Source organism: Natrononativus sp. DTA114, from assembly GCF_059736515.1.
In genome coordinates this window covers 147,769-165,559 of record NZ_JCASSN010000005.1, presented here as the reverse complement: position 1 = coordinate 165,559, position 17,791 = coordinate 147,769, and the positions used below count along the sequence as shown (strand labels likewise).

General features: G+C 58.6%; 19 protein-coding genes and 1 pseudogene. 11 read left to right on the top strand and 9 right to left on the bottom strand.

From position 1 onward, the window contains the following. Positions 1-136: 136 nt before the first annotated feature. The 4 genes and pseudogenes from AC6I6S_RS18310 to AC6I6S_RS18295 form a co-directional block, all read right to left on the bottom strand. Positions 137-1,189, bottom strand: a pseudogene (locus tag AC6I6S_RS18310) (RNA-guided endonuclease InsQ/TnpB family protein); the annotation flags it as partial. A gap of 245 nt (positions 1,190-1,434) precedes the next feature. Further along, a complete protein-coding gene (locus tag AC6I6S_RS18305) occupies positions 1,435-1,857 on the bottom strand; it encodes a DUF7970 domain-containing protein (protein WP_497952161.1) in 423 nt (140 codons plus the stop codon). Beyond that, positions 1,854-2,750 (bottom strand): ParA family protein, encoded by an 897-nt coding sequence (locus tag AC6I6S_RS18300; RefSeq protein WP_497952159.1) that lies wholly within the window; start codon positions 2,748-2,750, stop codon positions 1,854-1,856. Before AC6I6S_RS18300 ends, AC6I6S_RS18305 begins: the two co-directional genes overlap by 4 nt. Positions 2,751-3,203: 453 nt before the next feature. Beyond that, positions 3,204-4,472, bottom strand: a complete 1,269-nt coding sequence (locus tag AC6I6S_RS18295) for a tyrosine-type recombinase/integrase (RefSeq protein ID WP_497952157.1) — start codon at positions 4,470-4,472, stop codon at positions 3,204-3,206. 604 nt (positions 4,473-5,076) lie between these two features. Between AC6I6S_RS18295 and AC6I6S_RS18290 the strand changes: the two genes are divergently transcribed. The 3 genes from AC6I6S_RS18290 (at position 5,077) to AC6I6S_RS18280 (ending at position 6,326) form a co-directional block, all read left to right on the top strand. Then, complete coding sequence (locus AC6I6S_RS18290; protein WP_497952155.1) at positions 5,077-5,298, top strand: hypothetical protein; 222 nt, start codon at positions 5,077-5,079, stop codon at positions 5,296-5,298. 20 nt (positions 5,299-5,318) lie between these two features. After that, positions 5,319-5,687, top strand: a complete 369-nt coding sequence (locus tag AC6I6S_RS18285) for a hypothetical protein (RefSeq protein ID WP_497952153.1) — start codon at positions 5,319-5,321, stop codon at positions 5,685-5,687. A 111-nt stretch (positions 5,688-5,798) separates the two neighbouring features. Further along, a complete protein-coding gene (locus tag AC6I6S_RS18280) occupies positions 5,799-6,326 on the top strand; it encodes a hypothetical protein (protein WP_497952151.1) in 528 nt (175 codons plus the stop codon). A 24-nt stretch (positions 6,327-6,350) separates the two neighbouring features. On the opposite strand, the gene AC6I6S_RS18275 is transcribed toward AC6I6S_RS18280, so the two are convergent. The 3 genes from AC6I6S_RS18275 to AC6I6S_RS18265 form a co-directional block, all read right to left on the bottom strand. Next, positions 6,351-6,959 (bottom strand): hypothetical protein, encoded by a 609-nt coding sequence (locus AC6I6S_RS18275; RefSeq protein ID WP_497952149.1) that lies wholly within the window; start codon positions 6,957-6,959, stop codon positions 6,351-6,353. 125 nt (positions 6,960-7,084) lie between these two features. Beyond that, on the bottom strand, positions 7,085-7,537 hold the full coding sequence (locus AC6I6S_RS18270; RefSeq protein WP_497952147.1) for a hypothetical protein: 453 nt from the start codon (positions 7,535-7,537) through the stop codon (positions 7,085-7,087). 283 nt (positions 7,538-7,820) lie between these two features. Next, a complete protein-coding gene (locus AC6I6S_RS18265) occupies positions 7,821-8,252 on the bottom strand; it encodes a hypothetical protein (RefSeq protein WP_497952145.1) in 432 nt (143 codons plus the stop codon). 113 nt (positions 8,253-8,365) lie between these two features. On the opposite strand from AC6I6S_RS18265, the gene AC6I6S_RS18260 reads away from it, so the two are divergent. Next, a complete protein-coding gene (locus AC6I6S_RS18260) occupies positions 8,366-9,985 on the top strand; it encodes a transposase (protein WP_497952143.1) in 1,620 nt (539 codons plus the stop codon). Positions 9,986-10,235: 250 nt separating this feature from the next. On the opposite strand, the gene AC6I6S_RS18255 is transcribed toward AC6I6S_RS18260, so the two are convergent. Next, on the bottom strand, positions 10,236-10,466 hold the full coding sequence (locus AC6I6S_RS18255; RefSeq protein WP_497952141.1) for a DUF7511 domain-containing protein: 231 nt from the start codon (positions 10,464-10,466) through the stop codon (positions 10,236-10,238). A 320-nt stretch (positions 10,467-10,786) separates the two neighbouring features. On the opposite strand from AC6I6S_RS18255, the gene AC6I6S_RS18250 reads away from it, so the two are divergent. Genes AC6I6S_RS18250 through AC6I6S_RS18225 form a run of 6 tightly spaced genes read left to right on the top strand, consistent with a single transcriptional unit; the run spans position 10,787 to position 15,547 of the window. Further along, positions 10,787-11,758: a PstS family phosphate ABC transporter substrate-binding protein gene (locus AC6I6S_RS18250; RefSeq protein ID WP_497952140.1), complete on the top strand. Its 972-nt coding sequence runs from the start codon at positions 10,787-10,789 to the stop codon at positions 11,756-11,758. Positions 11,759-11,772: 14 nt separating this feature from the next. Continuing rightward, complete coding sequence (pstC, locus tag AC6I6S_RS18245) at positions 11,773-12,777, top strand: phosphate ABC transporter permease subunit PstC (protein ID WP_497952138.1); 1,005 nt, start codon at positions 11,773-11,775, stop codon at positions 12,775-12,777. After that, complete coding sequence (pstA, locus tag AC6I6S_RS18240; protein WP_497952136.1) at positions 12,777-13,679, top strand: phosphate ABC transporter permease PstA; 903 nt, start codon at positions 12,777-12,779, stop codon at positions 13,677-13,679. Before pstC ends, pstA begins: the two co-directional genes overlap by 1 nt. A 1-nt stretch (position 13,680) precedes the next feature. Continuing rightward, positions 13,681-14,517: a phosphate ABC transporter ATP-binding protein PstB gene (pstB, locus tag AC6I6S_RS18235; RefSeq protein ID WP_497952134.1), complete on the top strand. Its 837-nt coding sequence runs from the start codon at positions 13,681-13,683 to the stop codon at positions 14,515-14,517. A gap of 2 nt (positions 14,518-14,519) precedes the next feature. Beyond that, a complete protein-coding gene (gene phoU / locus AC6I6S_RS18230; RefSeq protein ID WP_497952132.1) occupies positions 14,520-15,179 on the top strand; it encodes a phosphate signaling complex protein PhoU in 660 nt (219 codons plus the stop codon). Further along, positions 15,179-15,547, top strand: coding sequence for an AbrB/MazE/SpoVT family DNA-binding domain-containing protein (locus tag AC6I6S_RS18225; protein WP_497952130.1), 369 nt, complete (start codon positions 15,179-15,181; stop codon positions 15,545-15,547). The genes phoU and AC6I6S_RS18225 overlap by 1 nt, the downstream gene beginning before the upstream one ends. 1 nt (position 15,548) lies before the next feature. Here the strand turns inward: AC6I6S_RS18225 and AC6I6S_RS18220 are convergent, their stop codons facing one another. Further along, the gene (locus AC6I6S_RS18220; RefSeq protein WP_497952349.1) at positions 15,549-16,301 is read right to left on the bottom strand and encodes a creatininase family protein; all 753 of its coding nucleotides are present in this window, start codon (positions 16,299-16,301) and stop codon (positions 15,549-15,551) included. Positions 16,302-16,498: 197 nt separating this feature from the next. Here AC6I6S_RS18220 and AC6I6S_RS18215 point away from each other — a divergent pair, with 197 nt between their 5' ends. After that, entirely contained in the window at positions 16,499-17,671 is a 1,173-nt protein-coding gene (locus tag AC6I6S_RS18215) for a hypothetical protein (RefSeq protein WP_497952128.1), read from the top strand. Positions 17,672-17,791 lie beyond the last annotated feature (120 nt).

The window sequence follows — 17,791 nt, the reverse complement described above, 5'->3', positions numbered from 1 at the left end:
ACAGATTGGAGATCGAAAACTCATTACGGGAATCCGATCGGACGCATGTATCCGTGTAAACTACCCTACCCTACTTCGCTCACCCCATACGAGGTTCGCTCGTTGAGGGTAGGGCTTTGATGTGGACTCCCAGCAATCAGTCACCGGCAATTGGCTGGTGACTCTTGCCGTTCAACGTCCCACCATTCACACGCACGTCTACTGGTGCGTCTCCGCTCCCCGACTTGGGCGAGGAACGGAGTCTGTGTTTCCGCTTTCGGGCGTAGCGTAGCCCGATATTCTTCGCCGCGTTGTAGTCCGCGTTGATCTCGTAGCCGCACTTCTGGCAGTGGAAGTGTTCGCCGTCACGGTTCGCTTCGTGCGTGAACCCACAGTCCGCCCGAGAACAGCGTTGGGACGTGTGGTTCGGCGCAACCTGCTTCGCCGTGACGCCGCGCTCCGGTGCCTTGTACTCGACGTACTCGTAGAGGCGTCGGAACGCCCATATGTGGTTCCACTTCGCCTGTGGAAGCCGCTCACGGATGTCCGTTAAGTCCTCGAACGCGATTACATCGCAGTCGTGTTCGACGGCTTCCGAGACAATCTCGTTGGCGACCGTGTGGATGTACTGCTTTCGCCACGCTTCTTCGCGTTTGCCGAGGCGAAGGAGCGCGTTGTGCGCGGCTTGCGTTCCGCGCTGTTGCATCTCACCACGTCGCTTCTCAAACTCGCGGCACCAGTGGTCGTATTCGTCGCCCTGCCAGAACGTGCCGGTCGAAGCTACTGCGAGGCTGTTGACACCGAGGTCGATACCAAGGACTGTTTGGTGCTTGGTATCTTCCGAAACCTAGGATTCGTAGTTATCGTACTTCCGCGTCGTGATGTGGAAGTAGAACTCGTCGGTCGCCTTGTCGTATTGCAGTGTGCTCGCTCGGAACTCGTAGTCCTCCGAAAGAACGTATCGTTCGTAGGGCGTCGGACTATCCGCCGGGAGTTCAAAGTCACACTCGACGCGCCCGTTGACGGTCGAAAGGGAGACGTGGTCGCGGTAGAACGTCGCGCTCCGCTTGTCGTAGACCATGCTCCATGACGTGAACTCCGGCTGGCTCACCCGCTTGCCCTGTTTCCACCGTTCGACGCACCCCTTCGTCGCTTGTACGGCGCGTCGGATGGCCTCTTGAACGAGGTTCGCGGTGAGGTCGGTTTCCTCTCCGACCTACTCGCTCCCTCCGGTCGCTCCTTGAGGTCGGAGGCTCCACCTCGAATTATGCTGAATTCGACTCGAACCCTGCGCTTCTGTGGATTTCGTCGGAGCATATCGAGTTTGCCCGTGAAATCCAAACACCAGCCCCCGTTTTCGACCGGGGAGTTGCCAGAAGGCAAGCAGGTGTCCAGAGAATGTTGATGTGTCTGGCCTGGGGGACGAGACTTCGTATAGCGAGATGCGGTTTATCGTTACGACTCGTCCAACGAATACCCCATCGAGAGCAGTTCCTCGAGCACGTCATCGGGGTTCTCCAGCGCTGCGCGGTACACCGCTTCGCGGACGTCGAACTTGGGAACGTCGCGTCCGAGGGCCGACTCGAGTTCCGTAACGAGGTCACGCTCGCCCTCGACGACATCGTCGTGGACGAAAAACGTCAGGCGCTCGTCGCGCTCGAACTGGACGGATTTGTCCTGGATGGCGCGGCGAACGATATACGAATGGGCGGGTGAGCCGGTGGACTGTTCCGCCTCGGTTGCCTCAGTTACCGACTCCGGTTCGGAGACTGCAGAACCACTCTCCTCGTCGGTCGCCTGTTCGTCCGACTCGGCGTCCTCCTGTCCCCCGTCATCGTCCCAGAGGTCGTCCCCGGAGCCGGATTTCAGGCCAGTCATGCACGAACCTCCAGCTCATCGTGCTCGAGTTCGCCCGGTTCCGGCGGGTTCGGGGCCTCGAGTCCCCCCTCCGCTTCGAGGTGGCGAGCCAGAGTATCGAACTTCGCCAGGGTCTCGAGTTCGTACTCGCGCTCGCGCTCGCGGTGTTCGCGGACGTACGTGAACGCGCTGCAGCGTTTTCGCCAGCAGCCCTCCAGGAGCGACGTACGATCGCGGAGGATCACCGGCACGTCGAACCCTTGCTCGGTGACCTCCTCGATCACCGCTTCCTGGTCGCGCGTTCCCTTGACACGGTTCGGAACGGCAGCGAGAACGCCGATGTTGATCTCGAGTTGTTCCTCGAGATTACGTACCAGGACGTCGAGGCCGCTGACGGACGCCTGGCCCTTCCCCGAGGGCTCGACGGGAAGAACCAGGTTCCGCGTCGCATCGAGTGCGTTGTAGAGGTGTGGCCCGGAACTCGCGGGCGGGTCCATGATCAACACGTCGTACTGCGTGTTGACCTCGGCCTCTCGAAGGACGCGCTGTAGCTGGGTCCACATCGGGAACGACTCGCCGAAATCGCTCCGTGCTTCCTGCTCTTTTCGCAGGGCTTCGCCGAGATCCTCGAGTCGGTTGTGCTCGGGGATGATGTCGATCCCGTGTTCGACCGTGTGAACGAGATCCGAGAACTCGCCGGTGTTTCGGCCGACGAGGTGGTGAACCAGCGTTTCGACGTCCGTATTGGTTCGGTCCTGGTCGACGTCGAACAGGTAGCTCAGGTCTCCGTCCTGGGGGTCGAGTGGGACGACCAGCACGTCGAGCCCGGCTCGAGCGTGTGCAACCGCCAGATTCGCCGTGAGCGTCGTTTTCCCGACACCACCCGCCTCACTGTAAACCGCGTATGAGAGCATTGATGATTCCATCGAAGGCTTCGTTCATAAGTTTTCGTCAGACGTTTTGATCGTCTCGTGTGAGCGAATGTAGTAACCGAACCCACGCACCGTATTAAACAAACGAAGGCACCACACGCACCAACCGTTTGAAACAGACGTTTGAAACAAACGATTGTACCCAGCAATTGAGACCATCAATAGGCATCAGCATTTGAAGGAGATAGTTGTTGAGACGGTATGTATGGTTCTTTCGGACCCGGCGTTTGAATCGTATAGGCACACCAACTCACCGAAACAACGACACGTAGACAGCGATCGAACCAACTGGTGAAACCAAACCAATGACGGTGCGTGCCTTATAGAGAGAACAACGGAACGTTACGATCGCTGCACCCCAATTTTTGCAACAACCGTTTGAACCGTCTGTTTGCAACAAGCACTAAATTCAAACGTTTGGAACAGCAGTAGCCCTCAATCGAACGCTGCGGACAACTGCTCGCGCATGTACGTTCGGCGGAGTGTTCGAGCACGAGTATCGGAGAGATAGTTCTGCAAGACGACTTCTGCACTCGCACTACCCTGTTCGGTCGCGATTTCGTCGAGGCTTCCCAGGACCACCTCGAGCGAAGAAGAGTAAGCGTCGTACCAGAACCGACGGCCCATTTTCGGCGCCGGTGAGACGCCGTCGATTTCCTCGGGTAGTTCCGCCCGGTCGGCGAGTCTGTCGAAGCGTTTCCAGACCGTCCACCTGGAGATGTGTTTTCGCGATGCATGCGGTGACGGGAACAGGTGGCCGGACCACTCGTCCGTCGTTTCCGTGATATACGCCTCGAGTTCGTCGCGACCGTAGAGAAGGGAAACCTCTCCAGGACCGTTCTTTCGCTCCCGAAATGCGATATACGGAACCTCAGAATCAGAATCGTCGAAAACGAACTGGCGCACGTGGAGCTGTGCGACCTCGCTCGGACGGAGCCCCCAAGCACAGAGCGCGAGTACCAGTAATCGCTCCTCCGGGGTCGTTGCAGCGTGGTAGAGCGCACGAACGTGGTCGGCTGAGAGACAGGGTGTATCCGACCCGTCTTCGCTCGTCGACCAGTCGAACTCGTCGTCGAGACCGTCGGCGGGATTCACCGCGGCCCACTTTCGGCGCACCAGATGCGCGTACCAGTTCGAGACCGCGAGATGGATCCGGCGTTTCGTCTGGCCGCCATCGAGGTCCGTGTGAAGTCGGTCGAACGCAGCCCAGCACGCGTCTACCGCTTCGTACGCGGGAACGTCGCTGTCACGTGCGATCGGCGTGATCAGGTCGCCCGTGCCGTTTTCCGCCTGGTAGGCCCGGAGGTACCGGTTTAACCGGTAGCGCAGCGTCTCGATCGATGAATCGGCGAGACCCTTGCGATTGCGCCGAGAGCTGAGGAACGACTCGAGCGCGTCGACCGTCCGATCGTCAGCCGTCGCCCAGTCGTAGCCCGTCTTCTCGGCCTCGAGGCCCAGATCCTCGGCCCAGAACTCGGAGAAGGTCCTGTCGTGGTGCTCCCGAAGGGCGTAGAGCAAGGGGCGGAGATCGTGCTCTCGCAGCCACTGATGGGTGGGTTTTTCGTGCTGAGAATCGATTCCCTCGGCCTCGAGTTTCGGTGCGACGACGTCCCAGTAGGCATCGACGAGTTCCTCCAGCTCGAGGACGGTCCAGGCGATATCGGGCTCAGCTACCCCGCCCGACGGCTCAGAGAGCTCACTCACGGACGCAACCCCCCGTTTCGCGCCGGAAACAGCCTCGCTGTCCGCCTATCCGGATCGAAGACAGTCATTTTCGCGTGATAGAGCGGTATGATCAGATACTACATAGGTTTTGGGGACACACAGACCGTAAGAGTCTGTGTGAACACCGATGTCGGCGACGACATGTCCATAAACCTCATGTGGCGATATCAAATGTGGGCGGTTTAGAGCTCCACAACCTCGGAGAATGGGATTGATGCGTTCCTTCTGTTCGACCCAGTTAGCCGCGAAACAGGCACTGTCCGCCGATTCTACTTTTCTGGCATTCAGAATACTTTTCTGACCTGCCTCGCCAGGGTGGACAGGAAATCACTTGAATAGTGCCCAATCACCACCAATGAAAATAAGGCACGCAACAAAATCAAACTCCGAAACTGTGCCACAGTTTTGGAAAGTACAGACTGCGACTCTACGCAACCAGTAGGGCTCGATCACGTCGACGGTCCGGAAGGCGCTCGAAGCGCTCGACCTCGAGGACGCGACCGCGCTCAAACCTGAGCCGACGAACGACCACGTCCTGGTCGCGACGGCGCTGAGCGAACGCGTCGATGGCCGGGCCGAGCCGTTGGCATGGAACCTCCGCCTGGAGGGCAACGACATCCGGATGGTGATCCCGCCCCGGGGGCTCGAGCATCTCGGCCTCGACGACGTCGACGTCGACTCCGGGGAGATCGCGATCGACATCTGGGTAGCCGATGCCCTGCCCGGCCAGCTGGAGGAACCGCTCATCGCGATCACGCCCCACATCGAGGAGACGATGACCGTTGACGTCTCCGGGATCGTATGACTGTGCGGGGTGAGACTGCTATGTTCGATTCCATTCCCCGGCTGCGGGCCGTGTTGCAGGACATCGTCGACTCAGTTGAGGCACCGCGCGAGGATTATCTCTTCCTCGACGTTGACACCGGCATCTACGATCACACCACCCTGTGCGGACCCGATGGCGTCGAGTGCCCGCTCGAGATGGCTTACTACTGGTCGACATGGAGCGACGGGTGCCACCTAGTCGACATCCTCGAGCGGGATGTCCCGCCCGGGGTCGACCTCGACGAGTGTAGCCTGACGATCTATTCGAGTGGGGGCGTCCCGCTGCTCGGCGGCCGCTCGATCGACGATGGAACACTGAACGAGCAGATCGGCACGATCTGTCTCGCGTTCGATCCGGATGATGATTAATGACTGAAACTTACCAACACAAAGTGTTCACGAGAAGTTGAGCTTCGTTATGCTTAAAAATCCATTTTAGTTAGCCGAAAGCTCTTACCATTGCATATACAGTAGATAGTTATGAACCGCCGTTCAATGATTATAGGTCTTGGAACTGTAGTTTCAGTTAGTATCGCAGGATGTGTGAGCAATACAGAAGATAGGTTGTCGGAGAACGAGACGCAAAATTCTGCTGTCAATTCCAACGATAAGGGTTCAAATGACAGTCAAAGCAACGCTTCGGACGAAATGGATGATCTAGATCAGGGTATGCCGGTGATACATATCCGGGGTACAATAGTAGATGAATATTCTGATGAAGCGGACCTAATAGCGGCGGATGATAAACGAATTAAGGATGTTGAATTGATCAATGAAGTCTTCAATGAAGTGGATAAAAAACGTGAGGAAAAAGATGATGAACAGCTCATAGGTGTGACAGTTGGAGAGCAAGCGTGGCGCGACCGTACGACTGAAGAAGGTAAAGAAGCAGTCAATGCAAAATCAGAACTTGATTTGGTGGAGGTGGATGGTGAGGAGGGAATTTACATCGATTATGACGATGTCATAATCTTCCTTTGGTTTAGAGAGTCACACATTGACGGCTGATATTATCTAAAATACCAAGGTACTTTAACAACTAATGTCTGAGAACTCAATATCCAGTTCTTCGTTTAGTTTGTACGCTGGTGGTGCACGAGACACATCATGATCGTCATCATCAGTCGTATAATGCCTAACGTGGTGTCCAATTAGTTCAAGATATGGTTCCATATAATCATCTCTAACTCGATAGTGTGGTGCGCCGGAATCGCCCCCTGCAGCCTCTGTTGTGAATTCTACCCAGTTATTGTCGCGACAAAGACCATCTATTTCTGTTCCAGTCACTCTCCCTGAGCTATAGCATGTTCTCGCGCCATATTTCTGCACTGTTTCTCCGCTGGAAGCTAGATAATCAATTCCAGATTCAGTTGTATATCCCATGAGCTTTCGTGATGTCCCTGCGACGTTCGCTGTGACATTCGCAGTGTTTACACTAGTTGAAGTACTTACTAACGCTACGTCAAACTCATCATCATAAAATTCGACTTCACCAATTTTATCCCCAGTAACACTACAATTTCCAGTAAAGGCTGGTTGCCCAGTAGAGTCAACTCCACACCCAAAGCTAGTAGAAAATGCATGTTGGCAGGTCATTAAATATGTATTTCCATTTCTTCTGACGGCACCTGTCGAAGTCACGTGGCCGTACTGGTTAGTACAATCGTCTGAATCAGTGTCCTCAACATACTCAGTGCTAACGCGATCTCCTCCTCGTACACACGACCGTATATCATCGTTGCAATTACCGCCGTCATAGTGGTCATCTAGATGGCGATTACTTTCTGGGACCTTTTCCTCAACATTAATAGGAACCCGTTCAATGCTTTTTGGAAGACTGTTTTAATAGGAACCCGTTCAATGCTTTTTGGAAGACTGTTTTCAGCAGCTCTCGTATCACTCGCTTTTATTTCAATAATTAGTTTTTTCAGGCCATCTATTTCACCGTCAGCCGCTTTTCGTCCAATCGAATCAAACCAACTCTTTGACTTATGAGAACTCTTTAGATTTTCTTGGACTCTTCGCACTTGCTTCACATGAGATAGCCATTCTTCGGAAACAACGTCGGTTGCTTCGTGTCCGTCTCCCCGAATCCCTGTGACAAGTTCTACGCCTTTATCCGACCCAGCACCAATCGTAGTAAAAGATGCGGATACAATACTTCCAGCTGTAATACTTTTCAATACGTTTCTTCGCGTTGGGCTATTTCCAAATCCCATAGCCTATGAATTCATTATTACTACTTGGATATTGATATTAACCAACTAGTTATTTATAACAATACGCCAATGAATATTGGGGAATAATCAAGTGTATCGTTCGGGAGTAGCGGTACTATTCATTCGCAGCCTCAGAGGATGGAATTGATGCGCCCTTTATACTCTAACCATTCAGTATGAATTAAAATAGAGGCAACTGATAAGTCTTGTCGGTGTTGCGCTGATTACGCTTCCGAAATATCCCGGATGTTGAGCTCTCCGTCTGGCAAAACGTGCGCTCCAACTATCTCAGTTTGGTGTCCTCGGGAATCTTCACGATATGATCGGTCGAATGCCCGAAGCACTCGTCGTCGGCCAGCCGGGCCGTGAGGACGTCGACGACCGGCCGGACGTGTGTCGGCTCCCCGGCGGTGATCGTGACGAACAGTTTGGCGGTCGTTAGTCGGACTGCCCGGTCGTCGTCGTCGGTCAGGAATACTGCCAACGGCGTCGCCAACTCCTCCAGAGCGGTCGGGCGGTCCTCGGCTCCGTTCCGAACCGCCCGTAGCGCACGCTTGCGAGCGTCAGGCTCAGCCACGCCGAACCGATAGAGCGCCACCACCTCCTCGTGATCCCTTTGTCGAGGAGGTCGGTCAGGCGGTCGGGGGTTGGGGGCTGGTCCGGTTCGCTCATCGGCAGTTGATATGTGACAGGCTTTCACGACCAGTTGCTTCAATCCGGTGGTTCCCTCTGGTGCGTGAAGCAGATGTTGTAGTGAACAACTCCATGATTAGTCAGGGCAGACTGAATCCTCAGTCACTTCTATTCCGCCGGTACAACCAAGATTCAATGCCGGAGACGCTGAAGCCACTTTCGGATCGTGCCCGCCGGATGACCGACGCCTACAAGACTGGGATCGAACTCAGAGATACACTACGGGATGGAGCGTGTCTCCGGGCTGCGGTGAGCGAGGTCATTCTCTACACAGATCGACTCGAAGACGGCTATCCGGAGTGGCACCCGGCACCCGATTCGTTTCGAGGGATGCTCCGTCTGTTCATCTACCGGGAAATCACGGGCGACAGCTACCGCTCACTCGAAACGTATCAGGAACTCGCTGAACCGTTCGGATTGGACCACGTTCCGGACGAATCCGTGCTCTCGCGCACTTGGCGGAATCGCTTCGGCGATGGTGTTCGCGAATACGTGACTGTCGCTGCTCACTTTGTAGTCAAAGAAATCCACGACTACGGCTCACCCGTCCCCGCGGTACGCCCGAAAGAAGAGGTCACTGACTCGAAACCGGACTCGGCCGAAGACGGTGAGGAAGACGAGTCTACGGACGTTGAGTTCTCGAACGAGCAGATTCGCCGAACAACACGTCTCGCACGAGATCATGGGTTCGATGGGTTCGACTCTGGTCGAGCGCAGAACGCCTCGTACGAGGACGTGCAATTCTTCGAGTTGCAGACGTTCATGGGGATGGTCGGCTGTGGGACCGCTCAGGGGGCCGCTCGCTTCCAGTTCCGACGAGGCGAAGAGTATGGCCCACATGGTGATACTCATCTTCGCGCCGTCAAGCAATTTGACTCCAGATGTTTGATCGAAGGATTCGATACAGCGACGAATCAGCTGGTGTCGAGAATCGCTTCGGAAGCGTCGTTCCGGCGGCCGGTCACAGTCGCAATCGATATCACAACCGTCCCCTACTACGGTGACGTCGACGGGATGGCGATGGTCAGCGGACTCAATCAGGAGGAGCGTGCGTTCAAGTTCGCCACGTTGTCGATTATTGGGCTGAATATCCCGCTTGTGCTGGCTGTCGAACCAGTCCGAGAGAGTTCAGCGTGGGACGAGAACCCTCCCAATCAGATCCATCGCGTCGTACGCCGGTTGGTTCAGCGAGCCAAGCAACATATTCCAATTGAGACAGTCCTGTGCGACCGCGAGTTTGACTCGATGCGTGTCTTTCAAACCCTCTCGAACCTCGGTGTGAACTACCTCATCCCAAAACGGATCAACAGCAACGAGCGTGAGGTAATCGACCAGATGGATATTGACGGCCAAGACGTTGCCGTCGAATCTGCCTCTGTACACGTTGAGTCGGGGGGCCACTCGATGCAATTTCTGTACGTGCCCTCAACGAACGGCGATGGAACGGCTGTGTTCGCGACGAATCTCAGCGTCGGGCCGGACGAGGCGGAGAGGTTCTGTCGGCGTTATAGCTGCCGTTGGCAGATCGAAAACGAGTACAAGAGCATCAAGAACGATTTTCTGGCGAAGACCTCCTCGAAAGATTACCGTGTACGGTTGTTCTATTTCGTGTTCGCGGTGTTGTTGTACAATATCTGGCGGCTGACTGACTTCCTGCTGAAAACGGGCATCGACGGCGAGATGGACTATGCGCCTCTACTGACAGCGGGTGAGTGTGGTGAGCTTGTAGCCTCGGCATTGATCCCGCCCGATTAACCGGCTACACTCCCTCCGAGTCCGCCGCTCGGGAGTAGCAACGCTATTTGACAGCGACAGAATTCGTATGACTTCTCACATCTGCCCGATAATTACGGCTGAAAAGGTTCGAATCGGTGTCCTATTGATGCATCTGACGACGGGTCGACGCTAATTTGGCCCAAAACTAGCCTATCCTCCGAAACTGTGAGAGCTCAGAGACACGCACACGTTATCATTGAATACAAGCAGCCAGCGAGTCCGTGAACCGTCATCGAACGGTCTCGAGGTCGACAAACACGACTAGATCTGCTGACAACCATGTTGCCAGGTATTCGCCATCGGTGGCCGAACTGGGCGTGATCGTGCACTGGTCGGGTTGGTTTTCGTATCGGACGACGACCGCCTCGAGAGTGGGAAACGCATCCGTCCGAGCGCGGTGATCTGCGGTATTTGGTCGGTCGAACGATTCGCCGTCGTAGTTGCTGTCAAATCCGCTCATGTAGAGTATGCCGCGGTGCAACCGCAACTGGTCGAACAGGCAACACGGATAAGACTGCTACTAATTTGGATATTGAGGGATACGTAACTCTCGGGGCCCGTAGTAGTACGTAGATAGTATAGAGCACCTGGTGAACGAATGCCCACCACGACGACAGTGCGAACGCTCGCAACGAGTTCGCGGAGGCGAAGTATCGGTTCGTCTGTCGATGGATCGGATATGTGGGTCTATAGTTGGGTATAGAGAGCGATGAGGGGGTATACTCCAAGATATACGAATATTAGCATCCTCTTTATACGTCCCTCGGCATCGCTCAAGTGATGACGGACGAAATGTCCACAAACGTCGGCATCGGAGTCACGACGAGACGGAAGTTCCTCGCCGGTGCGGGTGCAGCGGGGATCGTAGGGGTAGCAGGATGCAGCGACGTGATGAGCAGTAGCGGAGACGACTCGATCGAAGCGTCCGGATCGAACACCGTTCGCCCGCTGACGGAAGCGGTCGCGGAAGCGTTCGAGGAGAACGAAGACGCCGTGATCAACGTCCGCGGACCCGGCACTGGTGCCGGATTCGAGGAGTTCACACAGGGCGACACCGACATTCAGAACGCGAGTCGAGACATCGCCGAGGACGAGCAAGAGCGTGCCGACGAGAACGACATCGAATTCACGCGCTTTACCGTCGGTCAGGACGGACTCGTCGTCTATCTCAACCCTGACAACGACTTCGTCGACTACCTCTCGGTCGACGAACTCGAGGCGATCTACGAGTACGAGTCCGATGTCGAGACGTGGAGCGACGTCCGCGACGACTGGCCCGACGAGGAAATCGAAGTCTGGGGCCGCGACAGCGACTCGGGGACGTTCGACTACTTCACTGAGGCGCTCACCGGCGAAGCGGGCAACATCCGCACGGACTACTCCGCTCGAGCGGAGACATCCGCAGTCGTCGACGGCGTCGCCGGGGGCGAGTACGCGATCGGGTTCGGCGGCCACAGCTACTGGGTTGAGAACCAGGACCGCGTCGACGCGGCGGCGATCAAGGATCGGGACGCGGGCGAGGCCTACGAGCCGACCGACGAGAACATCAATGCCGGGGACTACACGCCGCTGACTCGGCCGCTGTTCATCTTCATCAACCACGAGTCATTCGATCGCGAGATCGTCCGCGAGTTCGCCAGGTTCTACTTCGACAACGTACCCGAGGTCGCCCCCAACGCCGGGTTCTTCGGTGCGACCCCGGAGGAACTCGAGGCGAACCACGGAAAAATGGATCAGATCGTCGACGAATAACCCGAGGATCTACAATGAGTACAGAAGCGAATTCCGAACTACGCCTCGACGACGAGGCCGTCGCTGCGGACAAACGCCGGAACGTGATCGCACGCGGGCTGCTGTTCGGCTGCGTTTCGGTGACGATCATCACGACGCTCGCCATTTTCGGCGTGTTGCTCAACGAGGCGACCCAGTTTTTCTTCAATCGAAAATTGATCGGGATCGTCGTGGGAGTAGTTACGGGCGCCGAGATCGTCCAGCGAGTGGCGTTCCTCGAGTTCTTCACGGACACGCAGTGGCGGCCGAATCACGCCATCGATCCCCGACACGGTATCCTCCCGCTGCTCAGCGGGACACTGTACATCACCGCCGGCGCGGCGTTGGTTTCGATCCCGATCGGGACGCTCACGGCGATCTACCTGTCGGAGTACGCCAGCAAGGGGGTTCGAAAGTACCTCAAGCCGGGACTCGAGATCCTCGCCGGAATTCCGACGATCGTCTACGGGTTCTTCGCGATCTCGTTCATTACGCCACACTTCATTCAGCCACTCGCCGGCATCTTCGGGTACCGTGCGGGTGTCGCAAACGCCGCGGCCGGCTGTATCGTCGTCGGTATCCTGACGATCCCGATCGTCGCCTCGATCAGCGAGGATGCGATGAATTCGGTTCCGGACGAACTGCGAAACGGCGCGTACGCCCTTGGGGCCACGAAGTACAACGTCTCGACGAGAATCGTGCTCCCGGCGTCGATCTCCGGGGTGTTCGCCTCGTACATCCTCGCAATCTCCCGGGCTATCGGCGAGACGATGGCGGTCGTTCTCGCGGCCGGATTCACCCCGCAGATCACGGCGAATCCGTTCGAAGAGATCCAGACGATGACCGCGTTCATGGTAACTCAATCGCAGGGTGAATCCATGCTCGGGACCGTCTCCTACCAGAGTCTGTTCGCCGTCGGCCTGTTGTTGTTCCTGGTAACGTTACTCTTGAACCTGATAAACAACCACATGAAACGTCGCTTCCGGGAGGAATACGTCTGATGGCGGCCGACACGAACAGTGATCCACTGACTGACGTCGACCTCGGCAGAGAGCACCTGAAAAATCGGGTGTTTCTGGCCGTTTGTTTCGGCGCGTCGATCTTCGGGCTCGTCACGCTTGCCTTCCTCATCGGCGACATCATCTGGGAGGCCGCCTACGGAATCGTCGAGTACGAGATTAACGTCGTCGAGTTCCTCACGAGTGTCGGTTCGACGGTGCCGTCGCGAGCGGGGCTGTTCGCCGCGATCATGGGATCGGTTCTGCTGGTCGTCTTCACGGCGATCTTCGCGTTCGGTATCGGAGTCGGAACCGCGATCTATCTCGAGGAGTACGCCCCCGACAACCGGTTGACCCGGCTGATCGATGCGAATCTCGCCAACCTGGCGGGAGTCCCGTCGGTCGTCTACGGCCTGGTCGTTCTCGGACTGCTGGTCAACAACCTCGGATTCGCGCGAATCATCCTCGTTGGGGCGGTCGCCCTCGCGTTGCTCGTCATGCCGATCATCATCGTCTCGGCCATGGAAGCGTTGCGCGCGGTTCCCGACAGTGTCAGAAACGGCTCGCAGGCGATCGGCGCGACGAAGTGGCAGACGATCCGCCGGGTCGTCCTTCCGGCGGCACTGCCGGGAATCCTGACCGGAACAATTCTCGCGCTGGCCCGCGCCATCGGCGAAACAGCACCGCTGCTCATGGTTGGTGCGCTGGTCGGCGCGCGACACGTTCCGTGGGGACCGTTCGACCGGATCACGGCGATTACGGTCACGATCTTCGAGTGGGCGTTCGAGTTCGACGCCCACTTTCACGCCCTCGCCGCCCTCGGGATCGTCGTCCTGCTGGTGATTCTGCTGGGCATGAACGGAGTCGCGATCTACCTGCGAAACAAGTACGAAACCGAGATCTAACATGGCGCCACCTGACCACGATCAGTCACTGATCACGACCGAGGTACAGACCGAAGACACCGAGCGTTCGAGTCGGCCCGACGAAACCGTCCTCGAGTCACAGAACCTCGACGTCTTCTACGGCGAGGAGCGGGCGCTTTCGGACGTTTCGATCGAAATTCCCGAGCACAAGGTAACTGCGATCATCGGGCCGTCGGGCTGTGGGAAGTCGACGTTCCTCCGGTGTATCAACCGGATGAACGACCAGATCGACGCCTGCCGCGTCGACGGCGAGCTCTCGTTCCACGGGAAGAACGTCTACGACGAGGACGTCGATCCCGTCGCCCTGCGCCGACGGATCGGGCAGGTGTTCCAGAAACCGAACCCGTTTCCCAAGTCGATCTACGACAACGTCGCCTACGGGTTGCGAGTCCAGGGGAAAGCCGACGAAGTCGATCTGGACGACGCGGTCGAACGCGCCCTGCGGGGTGCGGCCCTCTGGGACGAAGTGAAGGGCAAACTCGAGAGCTCCGGACTCGATCTCTCGGGTGGCCAGCAACAGCGCCTCTGTATCGCCCGTGCGATCGCGACGGATCCCGAGGTCCTCCTGATGGACGAACCGACGTCCGCGCTCGACCCCGTCGCCGCCTCGAAGATCGAAGACCTCATCGACGAACTCGTCGAGGAGTACACCGTAGTGATCGTTACCCACAACATGCAGCAGGCGGCCCGTATCTCCGACAAGACTGCCGTGTTCCTCACCGGCGGCGAACTCGTCGAGTTCGACAAAACTCGGCGGGTATTCGAGGATCCGGGCGACGACCGCGTCGAAGACTATATCACCGGCAAGTTCGGCTAACAATGTCCCGAGAGAGCTACCAGCAGCAACTGGAGACCTTGCGTACGGACGTCCTCGAGATGAGCGAGGTCGTCTGTGACCGACTGGAACGGGTCCTCGAGGCCTACGAGAGAAAAGACGAGGCGCTGGCCGAGGACGTCATCAGTCGGGATTACGAGATCAACCGGCGATACCTCGAACTCGAGGGCGACTGTATCGACGTGCTCGCGCTCCAACAACCCGTCGCGGGCGATTTACGGTTCGTCGCCGCCTCGTTCAAGATCATCACCGATCTGGAGCGGATCGGGGATCTCGCGGTCAACCTGGGGGCGTACACGAAGCAGGCCGAACGCGACCGCTACCCCGACCTGGACGTCGTGCACGTCGGCCGGGAGGCGGTCACGATGATCGAAGACGCCATGCGAGCCTACACGGCCGAGAACGCGGCGCTGACGCACGAGGTCGCCGCGGCCGACGACGAGATCGACGAACGGTGCGAGCGTGCGAGTCGGATCGTCGTCCGCGACCTCATGGAGGGCCAGGGGGCCGACGACCGTCTCCTCGAGGACGTCTCGCGGCTCCTCCTGACCCTGCGGGATATCGAGCGGATCGGCGACCACGCGGTCAACATCGCCGCACGGACGCTGTACATGGTCGAAAACGACGACAAACTGATCTACTAATGATCTACGAACAGCTGTCGGGCGGGGCCACGGTCCCCGTCGAGCGGTCGGTGCAGGTCGCAGGAAACGCCACGTTCGTCGTCTCGCTGCCGAAAGCCTGGGCAATCGAGCAGGGGCTCGAGGCCGGGTCGTCGATGTTCCTCTATCCACACCGGGATCGGCTGGTCGCGGCGACGGAGACCGTTTCCTCGCGCGACCGGACGGCGACGATCGACGCCGTCGAAACCGCCACGCGAACGGCCGTCGAGGGTGGCGTCGACAGCGTTTTCATGTGGGGGTACGACGGCTGTGCCTCGATCTCGAGTATCGCCTGCGAGGACCCCGAGGCAGTGTGGGAGGCGTACCTCGAGACGCTAGCGGCGTACTGAGCTACCGGTTTCGCTCGTGGACGTCACGACAGAGCGCCTCGAGTTCGTCGCCGAGTCGCTCGAAGATTTCGGCCCCCTTTTCGGCGGAGGCGAGCACCGGTTCGCCGATCGCTCCCGACTCGGAGTACTCTCCGAAAGACCGATACACCGAAAGCGGTCCGCCCTCAAGCAGGTCCTCGTCGCCGAGGTCGTATGGTTCCTCGAGCGGCGTCGCCTCGCCGTCCTCGCCGACGAGGTCGGGATAGAGGTGGGCCATCAGCGAGGTTTCGAACTCCCCGCCGTGGGCCATCCCGCCGGGGTCGCTGTCGCGGATCTCGTCGATGAAGGACTCGGCGAGCGAGAAGTACGTCAGGCCGGTGATTTCGGCCTCCGGGTGCTCGACACCGAGTTCGCTGACCGCAGCGCCGATCAGCGAGGTGTTGCCGCCGTGACCGTTGAGCAAGAGTACTGCGTCGAACCCGTTCTGGAGGCCGGTCGAGACGATATCCCGGAGCACCGCGAGTGCGGTGTCGAACGACAGCGACAGCGTGCCGCCGAACTCGAGGTGGTGGGGAGAGTAACCGCTCCACACCGCCGGCGCGATGACGAGCGGGACCTCGGGCACTCGGTCCGCGCCGAGTTTCGCGACCGCCGAGACCAGCAGCGTGTCGGTGCCGACGGGCAGGTGGTCGCCGTGCTGTTCGATGCTCCCGACTGGAACCAGCAGTATCGAGCCGTCTTCGGCCCCGAGGGTTCGGATTTCGGGGGCGCTCATCGCACTCCACGAGCGAGGGTGTGAGAGGTCTGTATCGAACACGAGCGAGCACTCGCACTACCCCCGTAAATACGTTGTCCGTGGACCCGCCGTCGGCCAGGGCCGCGAACTCGGAGAGGCTCAGTCGACTCGACGACGAGCGAACCCATTGAGTCGGTGAGAAGAGCTTTAACGGTCCATCGAAAACGAACTGATCAATGGCCGGTCTGTGGACCTATCCCTGGGATTTTCCCGACTCCGACCGTGAGTCGTCACTCGAGACGTTGGCAGAAGCGGGCGTAGACCGCCTGAAAGTCGCCGCACACTACCACTCGGTGCGAACGCTGGACCCGAAAGCGTTGTCCCGCGGGTTCGAGACGCTTCCCGGCGGCTGTCTGTTCGACCCCGACGAAGCCAACTTCGAGGGAACCCCGATCGACCCGCCGCGAAACACCGTCGACGGCCGCTCCGACTCCTTCGAAGCGGTCGTCTCCGCGGCGGCCGACCGCGGGTTCGACATCGACGCGTGGGTCGTCTGCAACCACGGGACGCGCCTCGCGAATCGGAATCCTGCGTACGCGATCGAGGACGCCTTCGGTGACGCCCACAGCCACGCGCTGTGCCCGTCCCATCCCGAGGTGCGGACGTATCTCGCCGCAGTCGTCCGCTCCGTCTCCCGGACCGAGGTTGGCCGCATCGACCTGGAATCGCTCGGCTTTCCGAGCGTCCGTCACGCACACGGCCACGAGTTCGGCCACCACAAGGATCACGTGATCACGGACAGAGCCCGCGAGTTTCTCGTCTCCCAGTGTTTCTGTGACGGCTGCCGACGGGCCGCCGAGGGAACGGTCGACGTCGAAGCCGCCAGAGAGACCGTCTCTGCGCTCTGTCAGCGGTACCTCAGCCGACCCGCGGGGGAGACGCCGTCGCTGGCCGACCTCGTCGCCGAGCATCCGGTGCTCGAGGGGCTGTTCGAGGTTCGGCGGACCGTCATCGAGGACCTGCTGGCGCGCCTCGAGCGCGCGAGCGGCGAGACGAGGCTGTCGTACTACGTCGCCGACGGCGGCCGCTACACGCCCGCCGAACTGTGGCCGAGCGGAGTGACTCCCGGCCTCCTCGAGACGTACGTCGACGACGTCACCGTCCTCTGTTACACGGCCGACCTCGAGGAGGTCGACCGGCGAATCGACGCCTGTCGGGACGCTCTCGCCCACCCTGTCGACGCGGGCGTCACGGTCGACCCAGCCGTCGTTTCCGGACGGGATCACTGGCGGCGACTGGCCGACCGGGCGACCGAACGAATCGACGGAACGCTGTTCGTCTACAACTACGGGCTGGCGACCGCAGAACACCTCGAGTGGATCGCAGCCCGAGACACGCGCCCAGTTTGAGCGGCGGCGCGGCGGATCGTCTCTCCGACGAGGTGGTGGTCGACCCGAACGGTCCCGGAGAGCGGGCTTAGGTACCGGTGAGAGAGTCCGAATCAGCGGGGTTTAACTGGCCACACTTCG